Raw genomic sequence first — 13,677 nt, forward strand, 5'->3', positions numbered from 1 at the left:
ATTTCCACGCTTTGTCAAAACGTAACCCTCTCCGCAGCCTATTCCGCAATCTTTACATTTCGCGATGACAAAAAAAGCGGCAGCCCTTCAGCCGTCGCTCGTCCCGAACAGTTCGGTCCCCTGCTTCACCCGTCCATCATCGTATTTGTAGATGATGTGCTCGGCTGAGAACTCGGTCGGTATCGTGAGCCCGGCCGCGGCCGTCAAGTTGTACAGCCCTTCGCGGAGCGAGATGATATAGTTCGTCACCCGGAAGCTCTTCTCGTCGACGACGAGCGCCCGTTGCAGCTTCGGGTCCGTCGTCGCCACACCGACCGGGCACCGGTTCGTATGACACACTTGTGCCTGGATGCAACCGACGTTGAACATGAGGCCGCGGGCGATGTTGACGAAGTCCGCACCGAGCCCTAAGGCGATGGCGACTTTATCGGCCGTCACGAGCTTGCCGGAGGCGAACAGTTTGATCTTGTCGCGCAGTCCATGCTCGACGAGGAGACGATGGACGTACGGCAACGCGGCGTGAAGCGGCAGTCCGACCGCGTCCGCGAGCTCTTGGTACGTCGCCCCGGTCCCGCCTTCCCCGCCGTCGACGGTGATGAAGTCCGGATATCGATCGGACGTGGCCATGGTGGCGATCAGGTCATGGAGGTCATCGAGCCGACCGACGACGAGCTTGATGCCGACCGGCTTGCCCCCGACGTCGCGCAACCGTTCGATAAAGGCGAGCATCTCCGTGTTCGTATAGAACTCGTTGAACCGGTTCGGGCTGTCGATGCTGACGCCGACTTTGACGTTGCGGATCTTGGCGATCTCCGGCGTCACTTTCGTACCTTCGATATGGCCGCCCCGCGTCTTCGCACCTTGGGCGAGCTTCAGCTCGAAGGCGCGCACTTGTTTGATGGCGCTCTTCTCCTGGAACGCCTCCCAGGAGAACGCCCCGTCCTCGGTCCGGACACCGAACAGCGCCGGTCCGATCTGATAGACGAGGTCGACGTCCCCTTTCAAGTGATAGTCGGACAAGCCGCCTTCCCCGGTGTTCATCCACGTCCCTTTCGCCCGGCCGAGACCGATCGAGAGCGCGCTGATGGCGTTCTCGCCGAGCGAGCCGAAACTCATTGCCGACTGACCGATGAGGCCGCGCACTTGGAACGGCTCCCGGCATGTGTCTTTGCCGATGACCGGTGCGTCTGCAAGCGGCAACAAATACGGCGACACCTTTTGCTCGACGATGTGCTCTTTTCGCGTGAACAGATTGTCGGCGTCGAGATGATACATATGCGTCGTCACCATCTCGTCTCGGGCGATCTTCAAGTCGGCCCGTTGTGTCGGGAACAAGGCGTTCTGGACATAGAAGCCGTTCGCGTCGAAGTCCCGTTCCGAGCCGAAACCGATGAGCCGCGACTTATATTTCCCGGAAATGACGGCCGATTCGTACTCGTTCCGTGAGAACGGCGTCGCCTCGTTGTCGTTCAAAAATAAGTATTGGCGCAGCTCGGGGCCGATCATCTCGAGGATGTAGCGGACCTTGCCGAGGAGCGGGAAGTTGCGAAGGACGGCGTGCTCGCGCTGATTGCGGTCTTTCATCCATAAGTAGAACAGCAGCATGAACGGCATCGAAATCAAAAGCACCATCAATATGAGCAGTACGACCAACATCGTCGTGTTGAGCGACATCGTCCTCTCTCCTCCCGTAGCGTTCGGTTGTCCTTATCCGATACCACGTCGGGTGAACGATGAAACAGCTCCGACCCATAACGTCCTGGGTCGGAGCTGTTTTCACATACGACGGCGTGAGATGGCTTCCCGCATCTGACGGAGCGCATCCCGTCCCGTCTCTCCACGTTGCATCATGACGACCGTGAACAGAGCGTCAATTAAACTGAGCTCGGCGATACGCGAAGCGAGCGCCTCGGAACGGAACTCGGTCTCTTGCGACACGGTATACAAGGCGACATCGGCGAGTTTCGAGAGCGGTGATTTGGCGTAGTTCGTGATGGCGATAATCGGCACACCGCGATCCCGACAGACGTGCGCGACGTCGAGCGTCTCTTTCGAGGCACCCGAATGCGAGATGAGGACGGCGACGTCGTCTGTCGTCAGCTGTGACGCCGACATGAGCTGCATATGTGATTCTAAATTCGCCGTGACGAGCAGGCCGCTACGGACGAATTTGTGGTACGCGTCAAGTGCGATCACAGCCGAACCGCCACTCCCGAAAAACTCGATGCGGCGGGCCGACAGCAACAAGTCGACCGCCTGCTGCATCGTCGCCTCCTCTAAGATTTGGCGGGTCGACTCGATCGTCTTGACGTTCGTCGCGAAAATTTTTTCAGCGATTTGAAGTGGTGTATCGTCTTGCGTGATGTCTTCATGGATATCTTGGAGCGGTGCGACGATATCCGAGGCGAGCGCGATCTTTAGCGCCTGATACCCTTTGAAGCCGACACGTTGACAGAAACGGAACACGGTCGACTCGGCGACATCTAAGTCGTCGGCCACTTGATTGATCGTATGGTGAATGATCAGTTCCGGTTGTTTCAACATATAGTCGGCAATTCGTTGTTCCTTTTTGCTGAGTGTCGAATAGGCACCGCGGATACGGGCCAGTCCATTCATCGATTCCATCATCTATCACCCTTTCGTCTCTCTTAACGATACCTTTCCGAAAAAAATTCCGCAATCTCTATTGAAAATCGAATTTTATTTGATATTATGGACTATAGACGGAAAAAAATTCTTTTTTTGAGGTGACGTTATGAAAATCGGTTTGATTGGATTAGGTAAAATGGGTTACAACTTGGCGCTCAATTTGAGCGACCACGATCACACGGTCATCGGAACGGACGCGTCGAGCGTCGAGGCGACGACAGCGTTTGAAATCGTCCCGACACTTAAGGATGTCGTCGACAAGCTTGAGGCGCCCCGTGTCGTCTGGGCGATGGTCCCGGCTGGTGACATCACCGAGACGGTTCTCACTGAACTCTTCGAGCGACTCGAACCCGGTGACATCGTCATTGACGGCGGCAACTCGAACTATAAATTGTCGGTCGCACGCGCCGAACAATTCGCAGAGAAGAACATCTCGTTCTTCGACTGCGGAACAAGCGGCGGGACGGACGGTGCACGCAACGGGGCCTGCACGATGGTCGGCGGTGACGCGAAGGCGTGGCCAACCATCGAGCCGATCTTCAAGGACCTCTCGGTCGAGAACGGCTACTTGTACACGGGACTGGCCGGCAGCGGCCACTTCCTCAAGATGATCCACAACGGCATCGAATACGGCATGATGCAAGCCATTGCCGAAGGGTTTGATATTTTAGAGAAGAGCCCGTTCGACTACGACTACGAACAAGTGGCCCGCGTCTGGAACCACGGCTCGGTCGTCCGGTCATGGCTGATGGAACTGACCGAGAACGCGTTCAAAAAAGACGCCAAGCTCGATGAGATCCGTGGCGTCATGCATTCTTCAGGGGAAGGAAAATGGACGGTCGAGACAGCGCTCGAACTGCAGGCGGCGGCCCCGGTCATCGCCATGTCACTCATGATGCGCTATCGCTCGCTCGAGGACGATACGTTCTCCGGCAAAGTCGTCGCCGCACTCCGCAACGAGTTCGGAGGCCACGCGGTCGTCAAAAAATAATGTTCGGGAGAAGGTCAGGGGTGGCCTTTTCCTTTGTAAAAATTTGTAAACGGTTACACATACGGTAAAGGGGGAACTACATATGTCAGGCTCTACACTTATCTTGATCGCCGTCGCCGGCATCTTCTTGCTCTTATTTTTGGTCATGCGGACGAAACTTCATGCGTTCGTCTCGCTCTTGCTCGTCAGCTTGCTCGTTGGGATCGCGGCCGGAATGCCGCTCGGGGATGTTATCACCTCGATTCAGAACGGGATGGGCGGGACGCTAGGTTTCGTCGCCGTCGTCGTCGGACTCGGTGCCATGTTTGGTAAAATGTTAGAAGTATCAGGTGGCGCGGAACGTCTCGCCCAGACACTCGTCAACAAGTTCGGTGAGGACAAGGCACAATGGGCACTCGCCATCACCGGTTTCATCGTCGCCGTCCCGGTCTTCTTCGACGTCGGCTTCATCATTCTCGTTCCGATCGTTTATGGCCTCGCCAAGCGGACGGGTCGCTCGCTGCTCTACTACGGCATCCCGCTCCTCGCCGGCCTCGCCGTCACACATAGCTTCATCCCGCCGACACCAGGTCCGATTGCGGTCGCAAACCTCATCGGTGCCGAGCTCGGTTGGGTCATCTTGTTCGGAGTGATCGCCGGGATTCCGGCAGCGATTCTCGCAGGTCCAATTTTCGGGAAGTACATCGCGAACAAGATTCACGTCACCATCCCGGACTATATGGAATTTGAAGAGATCGACACATCGAAAGAATTGCCAAGTTTCAAAATGATCATCTCGCTCATCTCGATCCCGCTCGTGTTGATTCTTGCGAACACGTTGTCTGCGGTACTGTTAGATGAAGGAAATACGATTCGTACGTTCTTGACGTTCATGGGTCATCCGTTCGTCGCTTTGACGATCGCGACGCTCCTCACGTTCATCTTCCTCGGCACGCGCCGTGGTTACACACGTGACGAAGTGCAAGAGATTGCGACGAAAGCGCTCGAACCGGCCGGGATCATCATCCTCGTCACCGGTGCCGGCGGCGTGTTCAAACAAATCTTGATCGACTCAGGTGTCGGTGACGTCCTTGGGGAGATGATGGCCGGGTCACCGCTTCCGGCGATCGTGCTCGCCTTCTTGATTGCGACCGTCGTCCGCGTCGCCCAAGGTTCAGCGACCGTATCAATGGTCACGGCGGCAGGACTCATCACGCCGCTTCTCGAAATTCAAAACATCACCGGGGCCGCGCTTGGCTTGATCGTCATCGCCATCGCCTCCGGTGCGACTGTCCTCTCACACGTCAACGACTCGGGCTTCTGGCTCGTCAACCGCTACTTCGGTCTAGACGTGAAAGACACGCTCAAATCTTGGACCGTCATGGAGACGATTATCGGACTGACCGGATTTGCGGTCGTCTTCTTGATCAGCCTATTCATCATTTAACAAAGGAAGTGATTGTGTGTACACCATTGGCGTCGATATCGGGACGACGAGTACGAAAGCCGTCCTGTTTCAACATCACCAACAACTCGCGGTACATAACGTGCTGTACCCGCTCCTCACCCCGGATACGGAGACGGCCGAGCAAGACCCGGTCGTCATCTACGGGGCGGTGCTTGAAGCAGTCAGTGCCGTCCGGGCGCAAGCCGACGGGCCGATCCGCTTCGTCTCGTTCAGTTCAGCGATGCACAGCTTGATCGCACTCGACGTGTCAGGGCGTCCGCTCACGAACAGTATCACCTGGGCCGATAGCCGGGCCAACCCGTACACGCAGGAGATCAAACGCGACTTTGATGCGAGCGCGCTCCATATGCGCACCGGCACACCGGTCCATCCGATGGCGCCGCTGTCGAAACTGCGTTGGTTAAAAGCGGAACATGCGGACGTGTTCAAGCGTGCCGCCAAGTTCGTCTCGATCAAAGAGTATGTCTTCTATCGCCTGACCGGACGCTTCGTCGTCGACCATTCGATCGCCTCGGCGACCGGTCTGTTCAATTTGAAGACGTGCGACTGGGACGCGGAGGCGTTACATATCGCCGGCGTCACACCGGACCAACTGTCTGAACTCGTGCCGACGACCGAGATCATTCAATTGAAGCAAGACGTGCGTGAGACGCTCGGCTGGGACTTCCCGCTCGTTATCGGGGCAAGCGACGGCGTGCTGTCGAACCTCGGTGTTGGGGCGTTCGAACCGGGCGTCGTCGCCGTGACGATCGGGACGAGCGGTGCCATCCGGACGGTCGTCCGTGAGCCGGTCGAGGACCCGAAAGGCCGGATCTTCTGTTACGCCTTGACCGACAAGCATTGGGTCATCGGTGGACCGGTAAACAACGGCGGCATCATCTTGCGTTGGCTCCGGGACGAGTTCGCGGCGAGCGAGGTCGAGACGGCGAAACGGCTCGGCATGGACGCCTATGACGTGTTGACGCGCATCGCCGAGACGGTCAAACCCGGTTCTGACGGACTGTTGTTCCACCCGTACTTGATGGGCGAACGGGCCCCGCTCTGGGACTCGAACGCGCGCGGCTCATTCTTCGGTCTGAGCATCCACCATAAGCGTGAGCACTTCATCCGTGCCGTCTTAGAAGGCGTCATCTTCAACTTGTACACGGTCATGCTCGCACTCGACGAACTGACGGGCGCACCGAACCGGATCCATGCGACGGGCGGTTTCGCCCAGTCGAAGCTATGGCGCCAGATGATGGCCGACATCTTCGACACGCCGGTCGTCGTGCCGGAGAGCCATGAGAGTTCGTGCTTAGGTGCGGTCATGCTCGGCGAGTATGCGTTCGGTGACATCGACGACTTCACGGCGGTGCCGCAAGTGACGCATGAGCACATTCCGGACGTAGAGGCGACGAGCGTATACCGGGAACTACTTCCGATCTATATTCGCTTATCGCGTCATTTCGCGGAAGAGTATGAAGCGATTGCTGCGTTTCAGCGGAAACATGTGTGAGAGAAGCCGAGTCCTTCAAGGGCTCGGTTTTTTTGAGGGAATCAATTATTCGGATGCGGTCGCAGGTGCTAAAGTACATCCGTCATCGGAATACGATCATTTGAATGAATGACAGGATTACGAAAGGATATTCAATTACATATCTGGAAAATAACGATAGGGTTAAAGGTGCCTACACTGCCCTTGGAAGGGTTATAAGTTTTAGTGAATGAAAAGGATGATCATCAGGAGAAGGGATTGATTCAGTGGCCATTGCTGTCGGATATATCATTGCATGTATAGGTGCATTTGTGGCTTATTGGTTTAGTACGGGAGAATCGAGAAAGAAAAAATATAAAATATGGGGCATCGCTCTGATGCTTCCCATTTCGCCCGCTTTAGCATTTTCAATCGGGCTCTCTTATGCAATTAGTGTCGAAAATGGTTGGGCCGGATTAATCATGTGGCTTATCTTCCCCATTATTTTCTTAATCGGACTCACTCTGCTGTTAGTTGGCATTTTCAAAAAAGAAAAGACAATCAAGTCGAACAGAACTTCTAGTACGTAGAAGTTCTGTTTTTCTATAGATGGCTTCGAAAAATCGACTTATTTCACTCGTACGTCACCATGATAAACTGTCCGGACGCACGCTGACTCGTCAGTCTCAACTTCGTCTCCTTCGTGCCTTCCGGGAAGAGCGGGATGCCTTCTCCTAGGACGACCGGTGCGATGGCGATCTCATAACGATCGATCAAATCGTGTTCCATCGCGGCCTTGATGATTTCCCCGCCGCCGATGAGCCAGACGTCTTTGTCGACTTCTCGTTTCAACCGCTCGATCAACTGCTCGATCGGCTCGTCCGTAAACGTGACGTGCTCGGCTTCCCGCTCCGGGCTCCGCGTCAGAATGTAGTTCGGGATGTCCGGGTACGGATAGCGGTCAGGCTCTAACTTCAACACTTCCTCGTACGTCTTCCGCCCCATGATGACCGCACCGACCGTCTTGAAGAAGTCGGCGTAGCCGTTGTCCCCATCCCCAATAATTTCAAATAGCCAATCGAGCTGATCGTTCGTCCGAGCGATCTTTCCATCTAAACTCATCGCGATATATACGACGACGTTTGCCATGATGTATTCCTCCTTGGTTCGTGATACATTCAGCTTAATCGACAAACACGACAAAACATGACGGGAATGGTTCATTTGAAAAAACGACATTTGCAGTTGATCCGATTGCTCAACCGGGGACGACGCTTCACGGCGGACGAACTGGCGACAGAGACGGGTGCCTCGGTCCGGACGATTCAACGGGACATGTTCACGCTTGAAGAACTCGGCTATCCGATATGGAGCGTCCCTGGCACGGGCGGCGGTTATGAGATGTTGCCGAACCGCTTGCTACCGCCGCTCCAGCTCCGGGAGCAAGAAGCGGTCGCGCTCTACCTCACGCTCAAATGGATGGAACAGATCCCGGACGTACCGTTCGGCGATATGCGCGACACGCTGTCCGACTGGTACGTGAACGAGCTGCCGCACGACCTCGAGATGAAGATCGCCCGACTTGAAAAGAACATTCTTTGGCTCGGGAACAAGACTGTCCCGCCGGCACCGTTCACGAAAGACGTCTATGAGGCGGTCGAACGAAAACGAAAAGTCGAAATGACGTACGCGACGACGAAAGGACAACGGACGTTCACAATCGAGCCGGTCGGGATGGCGCTCCTCAACTTCAAATGGTACGTGTTCGGTCTCTCGGATTACGGGTTGCGTCAATATCGGATCGACCGGGTCGAAGCGCTACGCCTGCTCGATAAGACGTTTGAAGCAGATGATTTGGCGACGCTCCTCGAAGCAATTGACGAACGAACCGGCGTGACCGTCCGGCTCAATATCACTCCGCTCGGCCGCCGTCTGCTTGAAGACGTATTACCCGATATCGCTGAAAAGAATGAGTGGGATGTGCCGGAAGCAGAGCTCCCGTTCTTGTCGCGGCAGTTGCTCGCGGCCGGCGCGGAAGTCGAGGTCGTGGCACCGATCGAATTGCGTGAGATGATGCGAGATCAAACAGAACGGCTTTGGGACCTGTATCGGTGAGCAAATCGATGCTTTGGCCTCATGTCAAAATTGTCTTTATATGGTAATATCAGTTCATATTGCTACATGTAAAGGAGCGCTATTATGACTAACAAGCTATCGTTCTCCACGTTATTCCTTTCCATCAGTGTCATCTCCCTCTGCGCCATCATGGTATACCTCAACGTCTCGACGCTCGAGTTGAACGAGACGATTGGTTCAGGCGTTTTCTATTTTAAGGGCTATTATGAGGAAGGAAATATGATTGTCACCGAGCAAGGTATCGGCGTCATCACGTTGCCACTCGCGATCGGACTCGTCACATCGACACTCATCAAGGTCGTCCGGTACTACAAAACACCAGCGTTCACGAACTAAAAATCAGCCCGTCAATCAACCGATTGATGGGCTTTGTCTTGGCTATAAACGAGCAACGCGAATCATCAATTTCTTGTACAAAAATATGCTGTTTCGCCTTCTAATCGGGTAAAGAGTAACGTATATTTCACGCCGGCACCGTCCAACCCCCGTCGACTTAACGTTAGGAGGGTTTGTACGATGAAGAAGAGCTTGATTTTGTTCGTGTTGGCCTTTTTATTAATTAGTCCTTTGTCGCCAGCAAGCGCGGCGACGCCGAAAGCGTACAACGACCGCAGCCTTATCTATTTGACGTTCGATGACGGGCCGCATCGTCAGACGGGCGCGTTGCTCGACGTTTTGAAGAAGCATAAGGTCAAGGCCACGTTTTTCATTCTCGGCAACAATATAAAAGGCAATGAGAAATTGCTGAAGCGGATTGTCGCCGAAGGACACCTCATCGCTCTGCACGGGATGACGCACGACCGGCATAAGTTTTACCGGACGCCGACGACAGCCGTGCGCGAGATGCAGACGGTCCAAAAGCTCGTCTTCCAAGTGACAGGCGTCAAATCGAACATCGTCCGCACCCCGTATGGTAGCGATCCGTACATGACATCAGCGCACAGGCAAGCGATGGCGAAAGCCGGCTTCCAAATGTGGGACTGGAACGTCGACAGTCTTGACTACCGGTATAAATCGGACAACCGCCGCGTCCAAAATCAAGTGTTCGCCCGGCTCGACGCGAACTACAGAGCGAGAATCGCCTCGATCATCCTGACGCACGACCATTCAATCACCCCGACCGCACTCGACTACATCCTCCGCCATTCGAAGAAACGCGGCTACGAATTCAGGACGCTACAAGGCATCAAAACCCCGCACAACTTCTTCAATAAATGGAAGCCAAGACAGTAAAAAATGCCGAGTCGCATGGACTCGGCATTGCTGTTTACATCTCGAGCTCTGTGAACGCGAGCGGAACGAGTTCTTCGAGCGTCACTTCTTTGACGTCGGCGTTGCCGTTCGTGAGCAACACTTTAAAGTCCGGATCACCGAACTCGACGAGCACTTGGCGGCAGATGCTGCATGGCGGCAAGAAGTCGACCGTGTCACCTGACACCGCAACGGCTTCGAAGTCACCTTTTTTATAACCTTGCGCGATGGCCGTGAATACAGCCGTGCGCTCGGCACAGTTCGTCGCTCCGAACGAGACGTTCTCGACGTTGACGCCGTCGATGACCGTCCCGTCCTTCATAAGAAGGGCCGCTCCGACGCGGAAGTTCGAATACGGTGAGTAGGCGTTCTCTTTCAATTGACGGGCGCGCTCGACTAATTGTTGTTGGTTCATGGGATTGTATCCTCTCTGACTCAAAATGAACTGATGCCAGTTCCCGTGCCTCGATTTTTGGGCAGGATTTTTAGCATACACCCCACATCGACCAAAGTCAACGTCTTTTTGATGGCGCTTTCACCTAGACGAAACAGGAGCCGTGTCCCACCAGACACGGCTCCTGTCGTCTACAATTCCCCTCTCCGGTTCATCCGAATCAAGAGGTAAATCAAATACGGTGCCCCGACCATGCCGGTGATGACCCCGACCGGATAGCGGACGGTGAAAGCGAACTGACCGATCAAATCGGCGGCGAGCACGAGGACGACGCCGACAAGTCCGGCCGGAATGATCGTCGAGCGTCCATCCCCGACGAGCCGTTTCGCGATCGGTCCGGCAAGGAAAGCGATGAAAGCGATCGGTCCGGTCGTTGCTGTCGCCAGCGCGAGCATGAGCACCGAGGCGATGATCAAGAGGATCCGGGTCTGGTTCGTCTTGATGCCGAGCGACGTCGCCGTCATCTCCCCGAGCTCTAAAATCTGCAGCTGCCGGCTGAGGCGGAGGATGACCGGGAGACAGAGGGCGACCGCGATCATGAGCGGCGGCAACGTCTCCATCTTGACCCCGTTCAAACTGCCGCTCAGCCAACGCATCGCCGTCCCGACATCGTTTTGGCGACTGATGAGCAATAAGTAGTTGATGACCGCGGTCAGCATCGCTTGGATGCCGATCCCGACCAAGACGAGACGTCCGATCGAGAAAGCGGCGCCTTTTGATAAGACGTAGAGCACGATCACCGTCGCGAGTCCCCCGATGACCGAGATCACCGAGACGAACGTGTTGCTCGCCTGCAAGACGACGATGCCGAACACGGCGGCCGCACTCGATCCTGTCGTGATGCCGATGACGTTCGGGTTGGCGAGCGGGTTTCTGAGCATCGTCTGGAACACTGTCCCGGCGATACCGAACGCGAGTCCTGAGAAGACGCCGGCGAGCATGCGTGGCAGACGGATCGTACCGACGGCGAACGAGGCACCCGGTACTTGTTCCCCGAACAAGACACGGACGACGTCCGCGACCGGATAGATCGTATTGCCGAGCATGAGCATCAATGCGCTCAAGGCGAGCGCGAGCACGAATAGCACGAGCGTCACGAACACCGTACGCTGCCGGCGCTTGCGACTATTGTGAATGATAGGTTGAACTGACTGTTTCATCATAGGCCACGCACCTTCACTTTCATCGTCAAGGCGATCAAAATCGGCGCCCCGACGAACGCGGTGACGATGCCGACTTCAAGTTCTCCCGGACTGCCGAGCAAACGCCCGACCACGTCGGCGAACGTCAACAGGATGGCGCCCGATAAGGCCGACATCGGAATGATGTACCGTTCATCCGGGCCGAGCACGAGACGGATCAAGTGCGGGGCCAACAGACCGATAAAGCCGATCGGACCGGCCAATGCCGTCGCTGCGCCACACAAGATGACGCCGGCGAACGAAGCGATGACTTTCAACGAACCGATCCGGACCCCGAGTCCCGTCGCCATCTCTTCGCCGAGCGCCATGATGTTGAGTGACGGGGCCGCGAAAATGGCGATAAAAATGCCGGCGATGAAGAACGGGAGAAACGTTACGATCGAGTCCATCGTCCCCGCCCCGACGCTGCCGACTTGCCAGAACCGGAACTGGTCCATGACGTTCGAGCGCGGGATCATGATTGCCATGACGAGCGAGGACAAGGCCGCACTCGTCGCCGCCCCGGCCAAGACGAGCTTGAGCGGGGTCGAGCCGCCCCGCCCGAGCGAGCCGATACCGAACACGAACGCGGCCGTCAAGAGCGCACCGACGAGGGCGAACCAGATGTAGTCGCCCGCAGTCGAGATGTTGAAGAACGCGATCCCGACGACGACGAACAGCGCCGCGCCCGTGTTCACCCCGAGAATACTCGGGTCAGCGATCGGATTACGTGTCACCGACTGCATCAAAGCACCCGACACACCGAGCGCCGCGCCGCACATGAGACTGAACAGCGTCCGCACGACCCGTTGCCGGACAATGTCCGCTTCATACGACTGAACAGCCGGACGGAATAAACCGTCAAGCAGTTCATCCCATCCGACTGTCCGTGAGCCGAAAGCAAGTGAAGCGAGCATGCAGACGACGAGCAGGACGATCGACCCTACGAGCAGGAGCGGGAAATGTCTCGGCGTTTGCAACTTCTTCAGCGTATTCATATGATTACTCGACTTTCCCGAGTGCTTCTGAGACGAGCTTCAAGTAGTCGTCGATCGTGTATTCGATCGAGAGCGGTGACGGTGTCCCGGCAGCCGCAAGTGGCGTGTTGTCTTCGATCATGACGACCGATCCGCGCTCGATAGCCGGTACTTTGCTGTAAAGCGGGTCAGCTTGAAGTGCTTTCAACGTCTCTTCGTTGCCGTAAGCGACGAAGATGTCGACGTCGTTCAAGATGTCGGCGTTCTCCGAGCTGAGCTCGAGGTAGAAGCTGTTCTCGTCTTTAATTTGGTCCGTGATGTTTTTTGGGTACTCCATGCCGAGCTCTTCGATGAAGGCGCCACGCGGGTCACCCGTCGTGTAGATGTAGAACTTCGAAAGGTCGTCCGGGCTGAGCGCGATGAAGGCTGCTTTTTTGCCAGCCATGTCCGGTACTTCAGCCGCTTTGTCAGCGATGAGTTTCTCTGTGTCTTCGATCAACTGTTTGCCTTCTGCTTCCATGCCCATGGCGATCGAGTCGTAGAGGACCGTGTCCTGCCATGATGAGACCCAAGGCGTTTCTTGGTAAGCAACGACCGGGGCGATTTCGCTCAACGTGTCGTAGTCTTCTTGCGTGATGCCTGAGTAGGCAGCCAAGATGACGTCCGGCTGTGAGTCAGCTATCGCTTCGAAGTCGAGACCGTCTGTGTCTTGGTAAATGTTCGGGTTTTCTTCCCCAAGGTCTTTTAGCTTCTCAGCCGTCCATGGCAACATGCCGCTGCCGTCTTGGACACCGTAGTTCGCAGCCGAGAAACCGACTGGGACGACGTCAAGCGCAAGGGCGACGTCTTGGTTCGACCAAGCAATTGTTGCGACGCGTTCCGGTTTCTTGTCGATGACCGTCTCGCCTAACGCATGTTTAATCGTGATCGGATAGCCTTCTGCCGTTTCGGCAGACTCATCTGTCGTGGCCGCATCTTCATTGTTCGAGCCGCATCCTGCGAGCACGAGCACGAATGCAGACATGATGATGAACATATGTAGCATCTGTTTGTAGTTTTTCACGTTCTGATCCCCTTTTCTTATGACAATGCCTTTATAACGACATTGATAATCATTATCATTTATGAGTATAGAATG

The 13,677-nt window shown here is 55.7% G+C and carries 14 protein-coding genes; 7 read left to right on the plus strand and 7 right to left on the minus strand.

Features of this window, described 5'->3' with window-relative positions; all coding sequences use genetic code 11:
• Positions 1-87: 87 nt before the first annotated feature.
• Together EVJ21_RS06710 and EVJ21_RS06715 are read right to left on the minus strand one after the other, a co-directional pair.
• A complete protein-coding gene (locus EVJ21_RS06710) occupies positions 88-1,674 on the minus strand; it encodes an FMN-binding glutamate synthase family protein (protein ID WP_131490183.1) in 1,587 nt (528 codons plus the stop codon).
• A 102-nt stretch (positions 1,675-1,776) separates the two neighbouring features.
• Positions 1,777-2,625, minus strand: coding sequence for a MurR/RpiR family transcriptional regulator (locus tag EVJ21_RS06715; protein WP_070328385.1), 849 nt, complete (start codon positions 2,623-2,625; stop codon positions 1,777-1,779).
• Positions 2,626-2,755: 130 nt separating this feature from the next.
• On the opposite strand from EVJ21_RS06715, the gene gnd reads away from it, so the two are divergent.
• From gnd to EVJ21_RS06735, 4 genes are all read left to right on the plus strand, one after another.
• A complete protein-coding gene (gene gnd, locus EVJ21_RS06720; protein ID WP_131490184.1) occupies positions 2,756-3,640 on the plus strand; it encodes a phosphogluconate dehydrogenase (NAD(+)-dependent, decarboxylating) in 885 nt (294 codons plus the stop codon).
• Between the two features lie 82 nt (positions 3,641-3,722).
• Complete coding sequence (locus tag EVJ21_RS06725) at positions 3,723-5,066, plus strand: GntT/GntP/DsdX family permease (RefSeq protein ID WP_016507825.1); 1,344 nt, start codon at positions 3,723-3,725, stop codon at positions 5,064-5,066.
• A 16-nt stretch (positions 5,067-5,082) separates the two neighbouring features.
• Positions 5,083-6,582 carry a gluconokinase gene (gene gntK, locus EVJ21_RS06730; RefSeq protein ID WP_131490185.1) on the plus strand — a complete coding sequence of 500 codons (1,500 nt, stop codon included), beginning with the start codon at positions 5,083-5,085 and terminating at the stop codon, positions 6,580-6,582.
• 245 nt (positions 6,583-6,827) lie between these two features.
• Positions 6,828-7,130, plus strand: coding sequence for a hypothetical protein (locus EVJ21_RS06735; RefSeq protein ID WP_131490186.1), 303 nt, complete (start codon positions 6,828-6,830; stop codon positions 7,128-7,130).
• A gap of 43 nt (positions 7,131-7,173) precedes the next feature.
• On the opposite strand, the gene EVJ21_RS06740 is transcribed toward EVJ21_RS06735, so the two are convergent.
• Positions 7,174-7,689: a dihydrofolate reductase family protein gene (locus tag EVJ21_RS06740; protein ID WP_131490187.1), complete on the minus strand. Its 516-nt coding sequence runs from the start codon at positions 7,687-7,689 to the stop codon at positions 7,174-7,176.
• A gap of 66 nt (positions 7,690-7,755) precedes the next feature.
• Here EVJ21_RS06740 and EVJ21_RS06745 point away from each other — a divergent pair, with 66 nt between their 5' ends.
• The 3 genes from EVJ21_RS06745 to EVJ21_RS06755 all read left to right on the plus strand — a co-directional run bounded on the left by EVJ21_RS06745 (position 7,756) and on the right by EVJ21_RS06755 (position 9,909).
• The gene (locus EVJ21_RS06745; RefSeq protein WP_131458514.1) at positions 7,756-8,655 is read left to right on the plus strand and encodes a helix-turn-helix transcriptional regulator; all 900 of its coding nucleotides are present in this window, start codon (positions 7,756-7,758) and stop codon (positions 8,653-8,655) included.
• A gap of 84 nt (positions 8,656-8,739) precedes the next feature.
• Positions 8,740-9,012, plus strand: a complete 273-nt coding sequence (locus EVJ21_RS06750) for a hypothetical protein (RefSeq protein WP_131490188.1) — start codon at positions 8,740-8,742, stop codon at positions 9,010-9,012.
• Between the two features lie 180 nt (positions 9,013-9,192).
• The gene (locus tag EVJ21_RS06755; protein ID WP_131490189.1) at positions 9,193-9,909 is read left to right on the plus strand and encodes a polysaccharide deacetylase family protein; all 717 of its coding nucleotides are present in this window, start codon (positions 9,193-9,195) and stop codon (positions 9,907-9,909) included.
• Between the two features lie 34 nt (positions 9,910-9,943).
• Here the strand turns inward: EVJ21_RS06755 and EVJ21_RS06760 are convergent, their stop codons facing one another.
• From EVJ21_RS06760 to EVJ21_RS06775, 4 genes are all read right to left on the minus strand, one after another.
• Complete coding sequence (locus tag EVJ21_RS06760; RefSeq protein WP_016507888.1) at positions 9,944-10,342, minus strand: cytidine deaminase; 399 nt, start codon at positions 10,340-10,342, stop codon at positions 9,944-9,946.
• A gap of 170 nt (positions 10,343-10,512) precedes the next feature.
• On the minus strand, positions 10,513-11,544 hold the full coding sequence (locus EVJ21_RS06765) for a FecCD family ABC transporter permease (RefSeq protein ID WP_131490190.1): 1,032 nt from the start codon (positions 11,542-11,544) through the stop codon (positions 10,513-10,515).
• The gene (locus EVJ21_RS06770; RefSeq protein ID WP_070328124.1) at positions 11,541-12,560 is read right to left on the minus strand and encodes a FecCD family ABC transporter permease; all 1,020 of its coding nucleotides are present in this window, start codon (positions 12,558-12,560) and stop codon (positions 11,541-11,543) included. The genes EVJ21_RS06765 and EVJ21_RS06770 overlap by 4 nt, the downstream gene beginning before the upstream one ends.
• A 4-nt stretch (positions 12,561-12,564) precedes the next feature.
• Positions 12,565-13,584: an iron-siderophore ABC transporter substrate-binding protein gene (locus EVJ21_RS06775; RefSeq protein WP_201739989.1), complete on the minus strand. Its 1,020-nt coding sequence runs from the start codon at positions 13,582-13,584 to the stop codon at positions 12,565-12,567.
• Positions 13,585-13,677 lie beyond the last annotated feature (93 nt).

Source organism: Exiguobacterium sp. SH0S2, assembly GCF_004337185.1.
In the GTDB taxonomy this organism is placed as follows: Bacteria; Bacillota; Bacilli; order Exiguobacteriales; family Exiguobacteriaceae; genus Exiguobacterium; species Exiguobacterium aurantiacum_A.

Excerpts from the sequence above, each read along its gene's own strand:
- EVJ21_RS06710 (WP_131490183.1), bottom strand. The coding sequence starts at position 1,674 with ATGTCGCTCAACACGACGATGTTGGTCGTACTGCTCATATTGATGGTG.
- EVJ21_RS06715 (WP_070328385.1), bottom strand. The coding sequence starts at position 2,625 with ATGGAATCGATGAATGGACTGGCCCGTATCCGCGGTGCCTATTCGACA.
- gnd (WP_131490184.1), top strand. The coding sequence starts at position 2,756 with ATGAAAATCGGTTTGATTGGATTAGGTAAAATGGGTTACAACTTGGCG.
- EVJ21_RS06725 (WP_016507825.1), top strand. The coding sequence starts at position 3,723 with ATGTCAGGCTCTACACTTATCTTGATCGCCGTCGCCGGCATCTTCTTG.
- EVJ21_RS06740 (WP_131490187.1), bottom strand. The coding sequence starts at position 7,689 with ATGGCAAACGTCGTCGTATATATCGCGATGAGTTTAGATGGAAAGATC.
- EVJ21_RS06745 (WP_131458514.1), top strand. The coding sequence starts at position 7,756 with ATGGTTCATTTGAAAAAACGACATTTGCAGTTGATCCGATTGCTCAAC.
- EVJ21_RS06750 (WP_131490188.1), top strand. The coding sequence starts at position 8,740 with ATGACTAACAAGCTATCGTTCTCCACGTTATTCCTTTCCATCAGTGTC.
- EVJ21_RS06755 (WP_131490189.1), top strand. The coding sequence starts at position 9,193 with ATGAAGAAGAGCTTGATTTTGTTCGTGTTGGCCTTTTTATTAATTAGT.
- EVJ21_RS06760 (WP_016507888.1), bottom strand. The coding sequence starts at position 10,342 with ATGAACCAACAACAATTAGTCGAGCGCGCCCGTCAATTGAAAGAGAAC.
- EVJ21_RS06765 (WP_131490190.1), bottom strand. The coding sequence starts at position 11,544 with ATGATGAAACAGTCAGTTCAACCTATCATTCACAATAGTCGCAAGCGC.
- EVJ21_RS06770 (WP_070328124.1), bottom strand. The coding sequence starts at position 12,560 with ATGAATACGCTGAAGAAGTTGCAAACGCCGAGACATTTCCCGCTCCTG.
- EVJ21_RS06775 (WP_201739989.1), bottom strand. The coding sequence starts at position 13,584 with ATGCTACATATGTTCATCATCATGTCTGCATTCGTGCTCGTGCTCGCA.